Annotated in this window: 18 protein-coding genes and 1 pseudogene; 11 read left to right on the top strand and 8 right to left on the bottom strand. The window is 69.6% G+C overall.

The annotated features are described in order from the left end of the window. Window positions 1-362 precede the first annotated feature (362 nt). The 5 genes from I0C86_RS25865 (at window position 363) to I0C86_RS25845 (ending at window position 4640) form a co-directional block, all read left to right on the top strand. Window positions 363-890, top strand: a complete 528-nt coding sequence (locus I0C86_RS25865) for a DinB family protein (protein WP_196203882.1) — start codon at window positions 363-365, stop codon at window positions 888-890. A 180-nt stretch (window positions 891-1070) separates the two neighbouring features. Further along, window positions 1071-1979 carry an ABC transporter ATP-binding protein gene (locus tag I0C86_RS25860; protein ID WP_196203881.1) on the top strand — a complete coding sequence of 303 codons (909 nt, stop codon included), beginning with the start codon at window positions 1071-1073 and terminating at the stop codon, window positions 1977-1979. 10 nt (window positions 1980-1989) lie between these two features. Continuing rightward, window positions 1990-2730, top strand: a complete 741-nt coding sequence (locus I0C86_RS25855; RefSeq protein ID WP_196203880.1) for an ABC transporter permease — start codon at window positions 1990-1992, stop codon at window positions 2728-2730. A gap of 3 nt (window positions 2731-2733) precedes the next feature. Continuing rightward, window positions 2734-4014: a sensor histidine kinase gene (locus tag I0C86_RS25850; protein ID WP_196203879.1), complete on the top strand. Its 1281-nt coding sequence runs from the start codon at window positions 2734-2736 to the stop codon at window positions 4012-4014. Continuing rightward, a complete protein-coding gene (locus I0C86_RS25845) occupies window positions 4011-4640 on the top strand; it encodes a response regulator (RefSeq protein ID WP_196203878.1) in 630 nt (209 codons plus the stop codon). Before I0C86_RS25850 ends, I0C86_RS25845 begins: the two co-directional genes overlap by 4 nt. Before the next feature lie 120 nt (window positions 4641-4760). Here I0C86_RS25845 and I0C86_RS25840 read toward each other — a convergent pair whose 3' ends face one another. The 6 genes and pseudogenes from I0C86_RS25840 to I0C86_RS45560 all read right to left on the bottom strand — a co-directional run. Beyond that, a complete protein-coding gene (locus tag I0C86_RS25840; protein ID WP_196203877.1) occupies window positions 4761-5627 on the bottom strand; it encodes a carbohydrate ABC transporter permease in 867 nt (288 codons plus the stop codon). After that, window positions 5627-6601 (bottom strand): carbohydrate ABC transporter permease, encoded by a 975-nt coding sequence (locus I0C86_RS25835; RefSeq protein WP_323373847.1) that lies wholly within the window; start codon window positions 6599-6601, stop codon window positions 5627-5629. Before I0C86_RS25835 ends, I0C86_RS25840 begins: the two co-directional genes overlap by 1 nt. A gap of 61 nt (window positions 6602-6662) precedes the next feature. Next, complete coding sequence (locus I0C86_RS25830; RefSeq protein ID WP_196203875.1) at window positions 6663-7958, bottom strand: ABC transporter substrate-binding protein; 1296 nt, start codon at window positions 7956-7958, stop codon at window positions 6663-6665. Window positions 7959-8713: 755 nt separating this feature from the next. Beyond that, entirely contained in the window at window positions 8714-8899 is a 186-nt protein-coding gene (locus tag I0C86_RS25825; RefSeq protein WP_196203874.1) for a DUF397 domain-containing protein, read from the bottom strand. Further along, entirely contained in the window at window positions 8890-9489 is a 600-nt protein-coding gene (locus tag I0C86_RS25820; protein WP_230394786.1) for a DUF5753 domain-containing protein, read from the bottom strand. Before I0C86_RS25820 ends, I0C86_RS25825 begins: the two co-directional genes overlap by 10 nt. An 18-nt stretch (window positions 9490-9507) precedes the next feature. Next, a pseudogene (locus tag I0C86_RS45560) lies at window positions 9508-9675 on the bottom strand (helix-turn-helix domain-containing protein); the annotation flags it as partial. 143 nt (window positions 9676-9818) lie between these two features. Here I0C86_RS45560 and I0C86_RS25815 point away from each other — a divergent pair. Together I0C86_RS25815 and I0C86_RS25810 are read left to right on the top strand one after the other, a co-directional pair. Further along, window positions 9819-10172 carry a hypothetical protein gene (locus tag I0C86_RS25815; RefSeq protein WP_196203872.1) on the top strand — a complete coding sequence of 118 codons (354 nt, stop codon included), beginning with the start codon at window positions 9819-9821 and terminating at the stop codon, window positions 10170-10172. Between the two features lie 2 nt (window positions 10173-10174). Then, a complete protein-coding gene (locus I0C86_RS25810; RefSeq protein WP_196203871.1) occupies window positions 10175-10462 on the top strand; it encodes a hypothetical protein in 288 nt (95 codons plus the stop codon). A 77-nt stretch (window positions 10463-10539) separates the two neighbouring features. Here the strand turns inward: I0C86_RS25810 and I0C86_RS25805 are convergent, their stop codons facing one another. Further along, on the bottom strand, window positions 10540-11511 hold the full coding sequence (locus I0C86_RS25805; RefSeq protein WP_196203870.1) for a hypothetical protein: 972 nt from the start codon (window positions 11509-11511) through the stop codon (window positions 10540-10542). A gap of 119 nt (window positions 11512-11630) precedes the next feature. On the opposite strand from I0C86_RS25805, the gene I0C86_RS25800 reads away from it, so the two are divergent. The 4 genes from I0C86_RS25800 (at window position 11631) to I0C86_RS25785 (ending at window position 15851) form a co-directional block, all read left to right on the top strand. After that, on the top strand, window positions 11631-12899 hold the full coding sequence (locus tag I0C86_RS25800; RefSeq protein WP_196203869.1) for a cytochrome P450 family protein: 1269 nt from the start codon (window positions 11631-11633) through the stop codon (window positions 12897-12899). A gap of 92 nt (window positions 12900-12991) precedes the next feature. Then, a complete protein-coding gene (locus tag I0C86_RS25795; RefSeq protein WP_196203868.1) occupies window positions 12992-13327 on the top strand; it encodes a hypothetical protein in 336 nt (111 codons plus the stop codon). A gap of 2 nt (window positions 13328-13329) precedes the next feature. Beyond that, window positions 13330-15216: a M91 family zinc metallopeptidase gene (locus I0C86_RS45170; RefSeq protein ID WP_196203867.1), complete on the top strand. Its 1887-nt coding sequence runs from the start codon at window positions 13330-13332 to the stop codon at window positions 15214-15216. A 2-nt stretch (window positions 15217-15218) separates the two neighbouring features. Further along, a complete protein-coding gene (locus I0C86_RS25785; protein ID WP_196203866.1) occupies window positions 15219-15851 on the top strand; it encodes a hypothetical protein in 633 nt (210 codons plus the stop codon). Window positions 15852-15913: 62 nt separating this feature from the next. Here the strand turns inward: I0C86_RS25785 and I0C86_RS25780 are convergent. Further along, a partial coding sequence (locus tag I0C86_RS25780; RefSeq protein WP_196203865.1) for an ABC transporter permease occupies window positions 15914-16868 on the bottom strand: 955 nt, incomplete at its 5' end.

Genomic DNA, 16868 nt, shown 5'->3' with positions numbered 1-16868 from the left:
CCCCCGGATGTGGTCCCCGGCATCGCTGAGGAACCGGTACGACAGCGGGTAGGCGGTGAACTTGACAGTCCTCTGTGGACGCGGTGCGGTCTCCGACTCGCAGCGCTGGGTGAATCGTGCGTCCAGCATCGGTCACCGTGTCGTGCGCTGAGGTGCACCGGTCGATGCCCCGGAACGAGGTATCGACAACCTTCATGGTTCGCTGCCCCGCGATCGCCTACCGGCCGATCGAACGGCACGCGTTGGTGCTCTGTTCGGTGCGGACATGATGACCCGTCATTGCGGCCAGAAACTGACCGCTATGGGCCGTAGCGTCACAGCTGTCAGTACGGCGAGCGACCTCGGGACAAAGGATGATGACCATGACGACGACGATCGAGAACATCGTGACCGGCGAGCGGACCGACCTGCTGGAGTCGTTGGGCAAGGCGCGGTTCTTCCTGCGCTTCAGCGCGCGGGAACTCAACGACGAGCAGGCGGCCGCCCGCAGCACGGTCAGCGAGCTCTGCGTCGGCGGGCTGATCAAACATGTCACGGCGGTGGAGCGACACTGGGCCCAGTTCATCCTGGAGGGGGCCTCGGCGATGCCGACCGGCGACGATCCCGCCGCGTACGAGGCGCATGCGGCCGGGTTCCGGATGCTGCCGGGGGAGACCCTGGCCGGGGTGCTGGCGGAGTACGAGGACGTCGCCCGGCGTACGGACGAGTTGGTGCGTACGCTGCCCGATCTCGACGCCGGTCACGAGCTGCCGTCCGCGCCGTGGTTCGAGCCGGGTGCGCGGTGGAGCGCGCGGCGGGTCCTCCAGCACGTCATCGCCGAGACGGCTCAGCACGCCGGGCACGCCGACATCATCCGGGAGGCCATCGACGGCTCGAAGTCGATGGGCTAGGTGGCCGTGGCCGGTGGAACCTCGTGATCCACCGCCGCGGAGGACGGTGCGGCGTGGGCCCGCACGGTGGGTACCGGGGCGGCATCCACCGATTGGTTGATCGGGGAACCCACCGGGGCCCGCGCCAGCCGTGGCTGCGTGGTCGATTCGGTACCGGATCGACCACGGCACGCTTCCGGTATGGCAATCATCGAGGTGGAGAACCTCGTCAAGCGCTACGGCGACCACACCGCGGTGGACGGGGTCGGTTTCGCCGTCGAGCAGGGCGAGATCTTCGGCATCCTGGGGCCCAACGGGGCCGGTAAGACCACGACGGTCGAGTGCGTCGAGGGGTTGCGTACCCCGGACGGTGGCACCATCCGGGTCTGCGGCATCGACCCGCAGCACGACACCGGTGAGCTGCGGCAGTTGCTCGGTGCGCAGCTCCAGGAGAGCGACCTGCCCGACAAGCTCAAGGTCGGCGAGGCGTTGGAGCTGTACAGCTCCTTCTACCGAGAGCCGGCCGACTGGCGGGATCTCGTCGACATCCTGCGGCTCACCGGCAAGCTCGACACGCAGTTCCGGCGGTTGTCCGGCGGGCAGAAACAGCGGCTGTCGATCGCGCTCGCGCTGGTCGGCAACCCGAGGGTGGCGGTGCTCGACGAGCTCACCACCGGCCTGGACCCGCAGGCGCGACGCGACACCTGGGACCTGATCGAGGACATCCGGGAGCGGGGCGTGACGATCCTGCTGGTCACGCACTTCATGGCGGAGGCGGAACGGCTCTGCGACCGGCTCGCCGTGATCGACTCGGGGCGGCTCGTCGCGCTCGACACCCCGGCGGGGCTGGTCGCGAGGGTCGACGACCGGCAGCGGGTCCGGTTCCGGCCGTCCGCGCCGCTGGACCACGCCGTTCTGACCGCGTTGCCCGAGGTCACGTCGGTTGAGCGGGCCGGCAGCCAGCTCGTGGTGACCGGCACCGGCAATCTGCTGCTCGCCGTGACCACCGTGCTCGCCCGCCAGCAGGTCGTCGCGGCCGACCTGCGGGTCGAGCAGACCTCGTTGGACGACGCGTTCGTCGCGCTCACCGGCCGCCCGATCGACGCCTGAGGAGACCACCATGTCCGCTCTGTCCCGGCTCACCGCCATCGAGACCAGGCTGTTCTTCCGCGAGCCGATGGTCGTGTTCTTCACGGTCGCGTTCCCGCCGATCCTGCTCGTCATCCTCGGCGCGATTCCGGCGTTCCGGAGGCCCGACGAGACCCTCGGCGGTCTGCGGGTCATCGACCTGTACGCGCCGATCGTCGTCGCGATGGGCCTCGCCCTGTTCGCCCTCAACGGCCTGTCCCAGATCCTCGCCGCCTACCGGGAGAGGGGCGTGTTGCGCCGGATGCGGACCACCCCGGTGAGGCCGGGGCTGATGCTCGGCGCACAGCTACTGATGTCCACGATCCTGTCCGTGGGAACCATGCTGGTCGTGCTCGCCATCGGCCGGCTGGCGTTCGACGTGCGGCTGCCCCGGCAGCTACCGGCCTACCTGCTGGGTTACGTGCTGGCGGCGCTGGCGATGTTCGCGATCGGTCTGCTCGTCGCCTCGCTCGCGCCGACCGGCAAGAGCGCCGGCGCGATCGGGACTCTGCTGTTCTTCCCGACCGTGTTCCTCGCCGGCCTCTGGGTACCGCGCGCCAGCATGAACGACGTCCTGCGGACGATCAGTGACCTCAGTCCGCTCGGTGCCGGCGTGCAATCATTACAGGACGCCACGGCCGGTCACTGGCCGCAACTGCTGCACGTGGCCGTAATGCTGGGTTGGACGATCGTGGCCGGTGGGCTGGCCGCGCGATACTTCCGCTGGGAGTAGGTCGTGAGCATCGAGGCCGAGTTGCGCGAGGAGTTCGACCGCTGGGAGCGTGAGGAGACCGCGGTCCTCCAGGTTCTCCCGTACTTCCTCCTGGCGGTTTGCACCCTCATCACGCTGCTGCTGCCGCTCTGGGGCGTTTCGCTGCACCTACCGGCGGTGCTCGGGCTCACGATCGCGACCACGATCTGGCTGCTCTGGTTCCACACGCTCCACCGGGAATGGCACCGGCACGCCCCGCTGATGGGCCTGTACTACGCGGGGCTGATGGTGCTGGCCGCCGGCCTGGTGGCGATCGCGCCCTGGTACGGCCTCTTCGCCTTCGTCGGCTACCCTCAGGCGTTCCATTACCTGAAAGGCCGCTGGCGGTACGTCGGCGTCGTCGCTCCTGCGACGATCTCCGCGGTTTCGTACCTGGGCGGGGTGGCCACCATCACCGGCGGCCTCTGGTGGGCCTGGCTCGCCATCAGCCTGATCAGTACGGTGCTGGCCTGGGTTTTCTCCTACTTCGTCGAGATGGCCGACCAGCGCAACCACAAGCAGAAGCGGGCACTCGCCGAGTTGCACGAGGCCAACGTGAAGCTGGAGGCGGCGCTGGAGGAGAACGCCGGCCTGCACGCCCAGTTGCTGGTCCAGGCCCGCGAGGCAGGGGCGCTGGACGAGCGGCAGCGGATGGCGCGGGAGATCCACGACACCCTCGCCCAGGGGCTCGCCGGCATTCTCACCCAACTCCAGGCCGCCGAGCAGACGCTGGACGAGCCGCCGACGTTGCGCCGGCACATGACGAACGCGATGAATCTGGCCCGGGAGAGCCTCACCGAGGCCCGCCGGACGGTCCATGCGGTCGAGCCGGCGATGCTCGCCGAGGCCCGGCTCCCTGACGCGATCAACGACGTGGCCAGGCGCTGGGCGGAGATGACCCAGATCGACACATTGCTGACCACCACCGGCGACGCCCGCCCGATGCACGCCGACGTCGAGGTGGCGCTGCTGCGGACCGCGCAGGAGGCGCTCGCCAACGTGGCCAAGCACGCGCGGGCCAGCCGGGTCGGTCTGACCCTGTCGTACATGGAGGACCTGGTGACCCTGGACGTTCGGGACGACGGGATCGGCTTCGAGCCCGGCGCCAAGCGGGCCAACGGCTCCACGAACGGCGGGTTCGGGCTCGCCGGCATGCGGCAGCGGGTGCAGCGCCTCGCGGGCCGGTTGGAAATCGAGTCCGAGGTGGGTGGCGGTACGGCGATCTCGGCTATCGTCCCGGCAATCCCCGCAGGAGGTACGGATTGATCTCAGTGCTGATCGTCGACGACCACCCGGTGGTACGGGACGGGTTGCGGGGCATGTTCAGCGCCGACCCGCGCTTCGAGGTGCTCGGCGAGGCCGGTGACGGTGCCGAGGCCATCGCCGCCGGGGAGCAACTCCAGCCCGACGTGATCCTGATGGACCTGCGGATGCCCAGGACCGACGGGGTCACCGCCATCAGGGAACTGGCCAGACGCGGCGTGCCGGCCCGGGTCCTGGTGCTCACCACGTACGACACCGACAGCGACGTGCTGCCCGCCATCGAGGCCGGTGCCACCGGTTACCTGCTCAAGGACGCGCCGAGGGAAGAGCTGTTCCGCGCCGTCGAGGCGGCCGCGCGGGGACAGGCCGTACTTTCCCCCGCCGTCGCGACCCGGCTGATGGGGCAGATCCGGCAGCCGGCCTCGGAGCCGCTGTCGCATCGTGAGCTGGAGGTCCTGGAGCTGATCGCCCAGGGCTCGACCAACCGCGAGGCCGCCAGACAGCTCTTCATCAGCGAGGCGACGGTCAAGACCCACCTGCTGCACGTGTACGCGAAACTCGGCGTCAACGACCGGGCGGCAGCGGTGGCCACCGCCTTCTCCCGGGGCTATCTGACACCACGCGCCTGACCTCGGCCAGGCGCGGCGCCTGACGTCGGCCAGGCGCGGCGCCTGACGTCGGCCAGACGGTGGCGACCGCGACAACCCGGGAGAAGACGTGCAGCGACCGGGGGAGCTCCGGGGCGGGGGTCAGCCCTTCACGGCTCCGGTCAGCCCTCCGACGATCTGCCGCTGGAACAGGCTGAAGAACAGCAACGCCGGGAGCATCGACAGGGAGGTGAACGCCAGCACCTTGGCCGTGTCGACCGAGTACTGCGACGCGAAGGACTGCACGCCGAGGGGCAGCGTGAAGGCTCCCTCCTTGTTGAGGATGAAGAGCGGCAGCAGGTAGCTGTTCCAACTGGTGATGAAGGTCAGAATGGCCACCGTGACGACGCCCGGCTTGGCGAGCGGGAGCACCATGCGCCAGAAGAAGCCCAGCCGGCTGCATCCGTCGATCGACGCCGCCTCCTGGATCTCGTCCGGGATGGCACGTAGGAACGGGACCAGGATGATGATCGTAATCGGGATGGCGAACCCGATCTGCGGGAGGATCACCCCGGGCAGCGTGTTCATCAGGCCGAGGCTTCTGACCAGGATGTAGAGCGGGGTGATCGCCACGGTGAGCGGGAACATCAGGCCAGCGGCGAAGAGCGAGTACATCGCTCCCTGGCCGCGGAACCGGTAGCGGGCGAGGATGAAGCTCGTCATGAGGCCGAGGGTGACCACGCCCGCAGTGGTACAGAGGGCGACGATGGTCGAGTTGAGCACCTGACGCCAGAAGATGTCGCCGGTCAGAACCTCAAGGTAGTTGTCGGCCTGCCACGGGGCCGGCCACCCCGCCGGGTCGACGGTGATCTGCGCATTCGTGCGGAAACCGCCGATGATGATGTAGGCGACCGGAGCCAGCATCGCCAGGATGAGCATCACCGCCACGAAGTAAACGGCCGGGCTTCCCCACGCCATCTTCCGGCTGGCCCGGATCGGCCTGCGTGCGGCTACGGCGGTCGCGGCCATCAGTTCTTCCCTCCGGTGATCGCGCCCGCGGTGTCACGCCGCAGGACGAACCGTTGATAGATCAGCGCCGCGACGAGCGAGATGAAGAACAGGACCACAGCCACGGCGTTGCCGTAGCCGTACTCTCCCGCGTTGCGCCCGTTGGTCAGCATGTACGTCGCCATCGTCGATGTTCCGGCCGTCGACGAGACGTACTGGCCCCAGATGATGTAGACGAGATCGAACAACTGCAGGGCACCGATCATCGACAGGAAGGCCCAGATCCGGAGCGTCGGCCCGAGTAGCGGCAGCGTGATGCGGCGCTGGATCTGCCAGTAGGACGCCCCGTCGATCGCCGCTGCCTCCGTCAGTTCGTCCGGGATGCCCTGCAACCCGGCGAGGAAGAGGATTACGGCGAAGCCGATGTACTTCCAGGTGAGGATGCCCATGAGGGTCCAGATCGCCCGCTTGGGGTCGGCGAGCCAGTCGCTCTCCAGCCAGCCCAGTCCGACCTTCTGGAGAAAGGCGTTGAAGGCGCCGTTGCCCTGGAGCATCAGGCTCCAGGCGGTGCCGACGACCACCTCGGAGATCACGTAGGGGACGAAGACGAGCACCCGGATGAGCGTCTGTCCCCGCATTTTCCGGTTCAGCAGCAGGGCGAGCAGGACGGCGGCGGGGCCCTGGATCACCAGCGACAGTACGACGATCGCCGCATTGTGTTGCAGGGCGTCGACGAACGTGCCGTCCTGGAAGATCAGCACGTAGTTGCTCAGGCCGACGAACTCCGTGGGCGGGCCGTACCCCTGCCAGTTGAAGAAGCCGTAGTAGGCGGCCATGGCTACCGGGAAGATGACGAAGGTCAGGAACACGATCAGTGTCGGTCCCGTCATCAGCGCGATCTCCAGCCGGGCGGGCCAGCCGATGCCCTTCCGGGGACGGCGCCCGGTCGGGGGCGACGCGAAAGGCGCGCCACCCCCGACCGTCGTCACGCCCACGGACCGGTCCTGCGCGAGGTTTACGCTCTCGCGGTCTGTTTCGAACATGATGTACGGATCTCTAGGACCGCTTGGCGGCGGTCTTGACCGCGTTGACGATGTCCTCGGGGCTGCCCTTACCGGCCAGCAGGTTCACCACGGCGATGTTGAGGGCGTTGCCGACCTTCTGCCCGTAGACCGTGTCGAGCCACTGCGAGACGAACGGGGCCTTGTTGTAGGCCGCGAGCACGGACTTCAGATGCGGCTCGGTCACTGCGGCCTGCGCCTCGCTGTTCACCGGCGGCGCCTGGAAGCCCTGGTAGTAGGCCTCCTGCACCGGCGTCTGCAACATGAAGTTGAGGAACGCGGTGCACTCCGCCTTGGGAGCCTTCGCCGAGCAGGAGTACCCGTCGACACCGCCCAGAATGGCGCCGGGCTCACCCGCGCCGCCGTCGATGCTGGGGAACGGGAACCAGTCCAGGTCCGGCAGCGGCTTCTTGTCCGGGGTCAACGAGCCGATGACACCGGGGTTCCAGGCGCCCATGAGTTCCATCGCCGCCTTGTGGTTGGCGATGAGACCAGCCGAGCTTCCGGCGCCCTGCTGGGCCGACGTCGTGAGGAAGCCCTTGTTGAACGGCTGCGTCGCGGCGAAGGCCTGAACGTCCTGACCGGCCTTCAGCCAGCAGGGGTCGTCGAAGCTCATGCTCTTGGCGGTCTCGGTGACCGTGGTGGTGCTGCACTCGCGCAACGCGAAGAAGTAGTAGTAGAAGGCGGCCGGCCAGGCGTCCTTGGCGCCGAGGGCGATCGGCTGGCTACCGTCGGCCTTGAGCTTGCCGACGGCGGTCTGCAGGTCGGCGAGCGTGGCCGGCGGCTGGGTGATGCCGGCCTTGGCGAACAGGTCCTTGCTGTAGAAGAAGCCGCCGGGCAGGACGGCCACCGGCATCGCGTAGACCTTGTTGTCGATCGTCTGCGCCTTGAACGAGCCCTCCGAAACGACCTTCTTGGTCGCGTCGGTGATCCCACCCGTGATGTCCATCAGTTGACCGGCCTTGACCATCGCGGCCATCTTGCCGCCGCCGCGCTGCATGAACACGTCAGGGGCGTCCCCGGAGTTCAGCGCGGTCTGAAGCTTGCCGTCCAGGTCCTCGTTCTGGATCGACTGAATCTCGATCTTCACGTTCGGGTTGGCGGCCTCGAAGTCGGCCACGGTCTTATCCCAGAATGCCTTGCCTGGCCCCGTCGTGGCGTTGTGCCAGAAGCTCATCGTGACCTTGCCGCCGCTGGAGCCCTCGTCTCCCGAGTCCCCACCGCAGGCCGCCGTTGCCAGGAGACCCGTCGCCAGGACTACCGACATAGTCAGCAGTTTTCCTGCCCTCATCAACCTGTCCTCTCTGCCGAATGCGCCCAGACGTGTCTGCCTCTGGGCGAACGGGAACGCCGATCCCGGTTGTCCATCACGGACGTGAGGGCTGCTGTCCCCTCCTGTCGACAGACCTGGTCCGGTGGCCGGGCTCGCCGCCACCCTCGCGGCCGTCACCTGTCCGTCGGACGTTACTAAGTGGCTATCGACGGCCAAAGAGTTGCAGACCAAACCGAAAAATACAAGACACGTTTCTGAAACTTCCAGGGGTGGGCGGAGCTGGTCGCGGCGGCGCCATCGCGGTGCGGGATGCCACCGCCGACACCCCCGCCGAGGTGACATCGACTGCTCCTGACACCTCGTCGCCCGCGCCGCCGCGAGCATTCGGTTCCGACTCGTCCGACAAGCGGGCGGATGACCGATTATCGAGATTGCGCCGCCACGCCCGGGACGTCTTGTATCGGAGAAGTTCCGGAAGATTTCGGGTGCCGCCCGGAAGACCCTGTGCGACGTGGTGGCTACCCTCCGAGGCTGGCGGCGGCCGTTCTGGTCATGGATGGCGGCGCCACGCCGATGGTGGGGACGGGTGGCCGTGATACGGCCCCGCCCGCTCGTGCCCGGCAGAACTTGTGCCCGGCAGGATACGACGCGGTCGGAGGGGCCACCGCAAGGCCCACGTCGTGACGGGCGGCCCGCCCCGCCGTCAGACGGTGTCGATCAAAAGACGAAACGAGGCGATGAATGGGTCAACTCCGTCAGACCGGAGGCCCGAGCTACTGGTTCTTGGTCAGATCCACGAAGCCGCGCCACTGCCGAGAGCCGAACATCAGGACCGGCCCCTGCGGGTCCTTGCTGTCCCGGACCAGAACCCGGCCAGGAAGGTTGTCGGCCACCTCAACGCAGGTTCCGCTGTCGCTACGCGTCGACTTGTGCCAGTTCGGGGCGGTGTTCACGTCCATTTCTCGGCCGTCCTCATGATCAATTCCAGGCTTTGCTGACCGGACAGAGCGTAGTCCCGGATGGCCTCCCAGACGCCCTCCAGATCCATCGTCGCGTCCGGGCTTTCGACGACGCGGCCCTTGAGGTGTCCTTCCAAAAAGCCGACCGATCGGCCATCCACGGTCGCGATCGCCAGCGGACCGTCCAGTCCGGCGTATGCGCCAGCCTCGAACGGAACGACCTGCACCCGCACATTGGGCTGATCACACGCCGCCACCAGAGATTTCAACTGGTCGGCCATCACTGCCGCGTCTCCCACCCGGCGATGCAGGACTCCCTCGTCGACGACCGCGACCAACTGGCAGGGGTCGGGCCGGCGGTGCAGGATTTCCTGCCGACCGAACCGGGTCGCGAGTATGCCTTCCACGTCATCCGTCTGGACGCGGTACCCGGCTAGGACAGCCCGCGCGTACGCCTCGGTTTGCAGGATGCCCGGAACGAGCAGTGGCTGATAGACCCTGAGCAGGCTCGCCCGGCCCTCGTGCTCGATGAAGGGTCGATACCAGATCGGAGCATGTTCGCCCTTCACGAACATCTGGTAGAACTGCATGAACGCTGTCCCGAACGCGCGATCGACAGCGCGGAGATAGTCCGGAAGTGCTGGCCGCTCGCCTCGCTCCACCGCACCGACGTGCTTTGCGGAGAAGTGGATCCGCTCTCCCCACGCTTCCTGGGTCAACCCGATCAGTTCCCGCGTCCGGCGAAGGTCCTCTACCAGATATTGACTCGCAGACATAGACTTTCGCGTCCCCCAAATCACTCCGGCCCTCATGGTCATTTCTATTGGATTGCCGACGGGTTTCTCACACCCGACCAGCATCTTCCGGCGTATTGGACCTCCAGTCCAGGGTGGAATTCGGAATCCGCCGACGGAAGGCAATGACCATGAAACTCCGGCGCAGAATGAAGCCCTACCACCGCCGTAACTGGCGCCGGCTCTGGCGGTACTGCCGGTGTGGCTATCGGTGGCGCTGCCCGGATTCGGTCGAGCTGGTGCCGATGCCCTACCCGCCACCGCCACCGCTCAGCCGCACCGACCACCGGGCCGCCGTCCGCGTGGCGACCTCCGCGCCGGCCCGGGCGGACGTACCCGCGCCACCAGCCCGCACCGGGACGACCAACCGGCGCCAGTCCTGGGACGCACCCACCCCTGCCCGTCCGACCAACGGCCGCACGGGCGGCGGAACTCCGACACCTCGGCTCGGATCCCGGCACACCACCGTCCGGGGGTAACCGTGATCGGGCCACAGGAGCGCTGGTACCGGGCGATGCGACGGGCCGCGCAACGGCGCTACCCACCCGGCCGGCACCACCCGGCCGAGTCGTACCAGTGTCAGACCTGCGACGATCCCTGGCCCTGCGCGCCGGCCCGCCTGGCCCTGCTGATCGGTTTCAAGGGTGACCGGGTGGGGCTGTCCATGTATCTCGCCGCCCACCTCGCCCGCGCCCTGCAAGCGCAGCCCGACACGCATCCCGCGCTGATCGCCGGTCAACTTCTCTACTGGCTGCCCCGGCGCCGCTGACCCGCGTCGTCACCCTCCGGCCCGCCCCGGACCGCCCGCCCCTGGTCCGGGGCGGGCCGGTAACGGGAGGACGACGACTACCCGAGCCCGGCCGAGCTCCTCGCACCGGTCAACGCGGCCTGCTGCTCGCCGGGAAAGTACCCCCACGGCCAGGACGACGCCCGCTCTCCGCCACGCTCCAGGTGTGTCCGGGCCCGGTCGCGTACTCCTGCCTTGTGGTAGTACGCGCCGAAAATCTGGTGAGCCACCATCAGCCAGGGATGGTCGGCATAGGCGGCGGCACCGGCCAGGAACCGGTCCGACGCCGCGTCGACCTCGGCCCGCGCGGTGCGCTTCTTCAACGGGCCGCTGGTCATCACCCGGTACACCCGCGCCGCCAGGTTGCCGACCATCCAGCCGTCGACCCACACCTCGATGTACGACTGGGGCGCGAGCGACCACAGCGGATGTCCGTCGGGCAGGGTGGTGCAGCGCTCACGCGCGAACCCGAGCATCTGCTCGGTGCTGCCGTACCACTTGCGGCACAGGATGCTCAGCCGCTGGTGGTTGCCGAGGAACGAGTCCGGAGCGAGCGCGAGCAGCCGATTCCACACCACATGCGGCTCGTCCTGGGGAATCGGGGCCGCCTTGGCGATGCTCTGCAGCACCGTCCACGGCACCGGATCCTCCGGCGCCAGTTTCACCGCCAGCCGCAACATGTCACGGGACTCGCGAGACAGCCCCAGCAACCCGCGTACCTGCTGCTCCGACGTGTACTTCATCTGCGCCTCGCCGCGAGCGGCCCACGCGGCGGCCCGGGCGGCGGAACCGGACAACAGCCACCAGTGCGGGTCGTCGTCGGCCCGTTCCGCTTCGGCCCGCAGGTCGCGGAGGTGAACGGCGCCGACGTCTCCCAGGACGTCGACGTACAACTCACGACGGTCGGAGTCGCCGACGCTGTCGGCCAGTGCCTTGTACCCGGGAAGCAGGTCACCGGTGGCCAGGGCGTCGACCGCGTGTTGCAGCACCGGGTCGGACCAGGCCAGGTTCATGTCGCTCGGCAGAGTCACGGCGGCGGACACTATCAGGCCGGATCCGCGCCCCGCTTGCGGTTATGACCCCGCCCGGCCCGGGTGCCGCCGGGCGTCCGGGGACGAGGCCGATCGCGAACGGGGCGTAATCTCGCTGAATGACCGGACAGCCGGATGCCGCAGCGCTACCCCGCCCGTCCAGCGCCGGAGCGCTGTTCGACGCCGCCTTCATCGCCGATCCCTATCCGGGATTCGCCGCGTTGCGTGAGGCGGGACCGGTGCACCCGCTCACCCTGCCGGACGGCGCGAAGGTGTGGCTGGTCACCCGCTACGCCGACGTACGCGCCGGGCTGGCCGACCCGAGGCTGTCGCTGGACAAGGCGAACGGCGACGGCAGTTGGAAGGGCTTCTCGCTGCCGCCGGCCCTGGACGCGAACCTGCTGAACATGGATCCCCCGGACCACACCCGGATCCGCCGGCTGGTCCGGCACGCGTTCGGCCCGCAGCGGATCTCCCGGCTGCGCCCCAGGGTCGAGGCCGCGGCGGGCGAGCTGCTCGACCGGATCGCCCCGACGGGTAGGGCGGACCTGATCGCCGAGTACGCGGGCCCGTTACCTGTCACGGTCATCTCCGACCTGCTCGGCGTACCGGAGGTCGACCGGATTGCGATGCGTGGCTGGACCGACGCGATGATCGCTCCGCCCGGCGGCGATCCCCGGGCCGGGGGGCGGGCGGTTCTGGAGCTACAGGACTTCCTGGTCCGGCTGATCGCGGACAAGCGGCGCAATCCCGGCGACGACCTGCTCACCGCGATGATCGCGGCCCGCGACGACGGGTCGGACGACCCCGGCACCGCCGCCGATCCGGGCGACCGGCGGGGCGGCGACCGGCTCAGCGAGGAGGAACTGACGTCGCTGGCCTTCCTCGTGCTCTTCGCCGGCTACGAGAACTCCGTGCACGTGATCGGTACCGGCCTGCTCGCGTTGCTGCGCAATCCGGACCAGCTCGCCGCGGTGCGGGAGGGCGTCGAGCCGTCACCGGCCGCAATCGAGGAACTTCTCCGCTACGAGCCGCCGGCACCGGTGGCGTTGCGCCGGTTCCCGCTCACCGATCTCGCCATCGGCGGGGTCACCATCCCGGCCGGTGCGACCGTGCTGCTCTGCGTCGCCACCGCCAACCGGGACCCGGAACGGTTCGCCGACCCGAACCTGCTGGACGTGGGACGGCCGGACAACGGGCACCTGACGCTGGGGCACGGCATCCACTACTGCGTCGGCGCGCCGCTGGCCCGGCTGGAGGCACAGGTGGCGATCGGCGCCGTGCTGCGTCGGTTTCCCCGGTTGGCGCTCGCGGTCGATCCGGCCGAACTGTCCTGGCGACCGTCGTTTCGGACCCGGGGCCTGAACAGCCTTCCGGTCACCTTCTGAGCCGATCCGTACCGCCGGCGGCGGGAGGTTCGCGGAGCTGTCGCATCCCGTGGCGGCTCGGGGGGTCGTAACCGGACGATAGAGTGCCGCCCATGGGTGATGAGGTACGCGCGGACCCGGCCGCGCTGGCGAAGTTGGCCGGCGCCACTCTGGACGCCTCGATCGAGCTCGGCGACGGTTGGCGCGGGGGACAGGCCGCGTTGACCGTGCCGGCGGCGGCGTTCGGCAATCTGAGTGCCGGGCAGGGCGCACACCGGTCCCACGTGGCGGCCACGGAGGACGGCGACACCGCCGTCAACCGGCTGGTCGCCGTCTACGAGGGTGACGTCGACCGGCTCTACCGGGTCGCCTTCGCCTATCAGCAGGCGGATCGCGAGGCCGCGGAGCGCGCCCGCCGCGCCGGCGCCGGCCAGGGCAGGGCGCGGTAGCCGTGGCCCTTCCTCCGGAACCGGGCGGCCAGGCCCCTCGCCCCGCCATCGTCGTCGCCGACCTGTGGGATCTGGCCGCCGATCCGGGGAAGATCACTGCTGCGGCCACCGCCTGGCGGGGCTACGCGACCTCCGCGCTCGGCGCCCGCGAAACCGTGGACAACCAGGCCGCCGCGCTGCGCGGCGACGCGTGGAAGGGCACCACCTCGGATACCTACCACGCCCACCGGGGAAAGCTCGGCGACGACGTGGAGGAGACCGCGACCGCCGCCAAGGCGGTGGCCACCTCGCTCGACGACGTCGCCGGCTGGCTCACCCGGGGCCAGGCGATGCTCCGGCAGATCCTCTCCGAGATCACCGGGAAGGTGCCGGCGACCAGGAGCGGTGCCGGGTTCACCTTCCAGCCCCGCACCGAGGATGAGGAGAAGGCGGTCCACGCGGCGGTGAAGGAAACCCAGGAGGCCCGCCGGCACTACGACGGCGAGCTGCTGCGCTGCGTGGGCGAGCTGGAGAAGGCGCGGGCCGGGCTCACCGCCACCGCCAGGTCCTGGACCTCGGTGGTCACCGGGTCGAGCGACGGCTGGACGCTGCCGCCGGAGGCGAGCGCCGGTACGACGGTGATCCGGGTCGGCGACGACGTGGTGATCAACACTGGCACCGGCGACGACAAGGTCACCATCACCACCGATCCGAAAACCGGTGAGCAGCTCGTCACGGTCAACGGGACCACGATGCGGTACCCCGCCGACGCGCACATCGTCATGCGTACCGGAGAGGGCAACGACGAGATCAACGTGCCCACCGGTACCCGGGTCGACCTGACCCTGCTCGGTGGCGAGGGTGACGACCGGATCCATTCCGGAGACGGCCGGGACATCATCCTCGGCAACGACGGCCAGGACCGGATCGAGTCCGGCGCCGGCGACGACCGGGCCAGCGGCGGCGCCGACCGCGACTACCTGGACGGGTACCGGGGCAACGACGTGCTGACCGGCGGCCACGGCGACGACACCGTCTACGGGCTCTCCGGCGACGACCGGATCTCCGGCGGTGAGGGCCGGGACTACCTGGAGGGTGCGACCGGCAACGACAGCATCGACGGTGGTGCCGGCAACGACATGATCTCGGGTGGCCGGGACAACGACGTCATCCGCGCGGGTGGCGGCGCCGACACCGTCTACACCGGACATGGTGCGGACCGGGTCGACGGTGGTTCGGACGCCTCCTCCGTGTCGGGCGAACCCGACGGCGACACGGTCTACGGCCAGGCCGAGGACACCAGCTCCGGCACCGAGCGGGTGGTCACCGTCGAGCTGAAGGACCTGGGCAAGCACATCACCATCGAGGGCTCCGACGAGTTCAAGGAGCGGACCCAGGCCGACCTCGACATGCTCCGGGCGTCGCCGCGCGGGCAGCTGATGCTCGACGCGCTGGACCAGGCGCACGAGAACAGCAAGGCACCCGCCGCCGACTGGCCGATCCTCGGTGGCATCGCCTACCAGGGCGACACGTTCACCATCAAGGAGATGACGATCGACAACGGCCGGGCCAACCAGAACGACACCACGTTCGGCAAGACCTGGTCCCAGCACCCGTCGATCGAGTACAACCCCCGCTTCACCACGCTGCACGACGGGCCGCCGGTGGTGGTGCTCTACCACGAGATGTCGCACGTCTACGACTTCGAGAACAGCGGGCTTGACGACCGGGAGTACACCGGCTCGGACAACCCGGACACGCCGAACTACGAGCGGGCCGCGGCGGGCCTGCCGATCGACCACGACGGCGACCCCAACACTCCGAACATCATCGACCCCAACCAGCGGTACGAGTACACCGAGAACGGGCTCCGCGACGAACTCGGCGCGCCGAACCGCCCGAGGTACTGACGGTGGGCCTCCCTAGCTCCCGGCGTCGTCTGGTGGCCATGCTCGGCGCCCTGGTGGCGCTACTGAACGGTGCCGCCTGCGGCCGGACCGCCGAACCGACCGCCCCGCCCGTCGACGTGGGGCTGACCGTCTCCGCGCAGCGGGAGGCCGGCGCGCTGCGGATCGAGTACAAGCTGGTCAACCGGGCCGGCGAGGAGCTGGTGGCGTTCACCGGGATACCCGCCCGGGACACCCACGAGAACCCTGCGGTCGACCCGGACGCCGTGTACCTGACCGAGGGTGCGGACGGCGTCGTGGAGATCGCCAAGCGGGTCTTCCCGCCGCCGGAGGGGGCCGGACTCGCCGTCGACTTCGTGGTGCGGGGCTCGGTGGTCGCACCCGGGAACAGCGTCGACGAGGTGGTCCGGGTGGCCCTGCCGCTGCGGCCCCGTCACCCGTACGACACCGAGGCGCGGCTGCCCGAGCCGGCCCGGCGCGCCGTCTTCTGCGTCGGCGTGGCCCGGCGGTCCGAGGTGCCTCCGCTGCCCACGGCCAGCGGCGACAGCGGCGACACCGGCGTCGGCGCCGTCTATCCACATCGGGCCGGCATCGCACGGGTCCAGCAGATGGTCTGCGGCGAACCCTTCGACCTCTGACAGTGCCTGCTCCGGGCCAGCCACGAGATCCCCGCTGCTGAACGGACGTACGGCTGACGTCCTCACTCCCAGCGCACCAGTTTGGACGCGGACGTCCGGGAGAGCCGGCGGGCGGCCAGGATGCCGGCGAGGGCTCCGGTGAGCACGGTCGCCGGAACGGTGGCGGCGAGCAGCGCCCCGGAGGGCGGTACGGTGAGCCCCGGGCCGGCCCCGATACCGATCATGACCTGGTTGGTGAGCACGTGCAGGAGCAGCAGGCCGATCGGCAGTCCGACGATCCCGGCGGCGAGACCGAGCGCGGCGCCGCCGGTGGCGGACTGGGCCAGGGTCTGCCGAACGGTGAAGCCAACGGTCCGGAGCACGCCCAGCGTGCGTGACCGCTCGCGGGAGCCGGTCAGCAGCGTGGCGGCGAGGTTGGCGAGGCTGACCACCAGGACGAGCAGGGCCAGCAGCCGCATCGCCACGGTGAACGTGCCGAGGTCGTCCGGGTCGGCCTCCCGGGCGTGCACGGTGACGTCCGGCCCGAGCCGTTCCCGCAGGGCGGCGGCCAGCGTCCCCGGCGTACCGCCCGGACCGGCCGACACCAGGTAGGCGTCGGGTGCCACGCCCGGCAGCATCTCGGCCCGGTACATCAGGAGTTCGCCGCTGTCCTCGGTTTCGCTGTACCAGCCGACGATGGTGAGGGTGAGCGGGGTGTCGCCGGCCCGTACCGTGACGGTGTCGCCGAGCTGGAGGCCGAAGCGGTGCAGCAGGCCGTACCCGGCGATCGCCTCGCCGGCCGCGCGGAGCGGTCGGCCCTCGCGGACGACGAACCCGGCGTCGGCCGGGTCGCCACCGATCGCGCGGGACAGGAACGTCTGGTCGCCGAGGGTGGTGCGGCGGTCGGTCTGGCTGTACCAGCCGGCCGCGCCGGCCGTGCCGGGAAGCCTGCCGGCCAGCGCGGCCGGGTCGGTGCCGTCGTCCACGACCACGACGGCGTCGTAGGGGTCGCCGGTCCGGGCCGGCTCGGCGATCATC

Origin of the sequence: Plantactinospora alkalitolerans (assembly GCF_015690345.1) — a bacterium.
In the GTDB taxonomy this organism is placed as follows: Bacteria; Actinomycetota; Actinomycetes; order Mycobacteriales; family Micromonosporaceae; genus Plantactinospora; species Plantactinospora alkalitolerans.
This window is presented reverse-complemented; position numbering and strand designations above follow the sequence as displayed.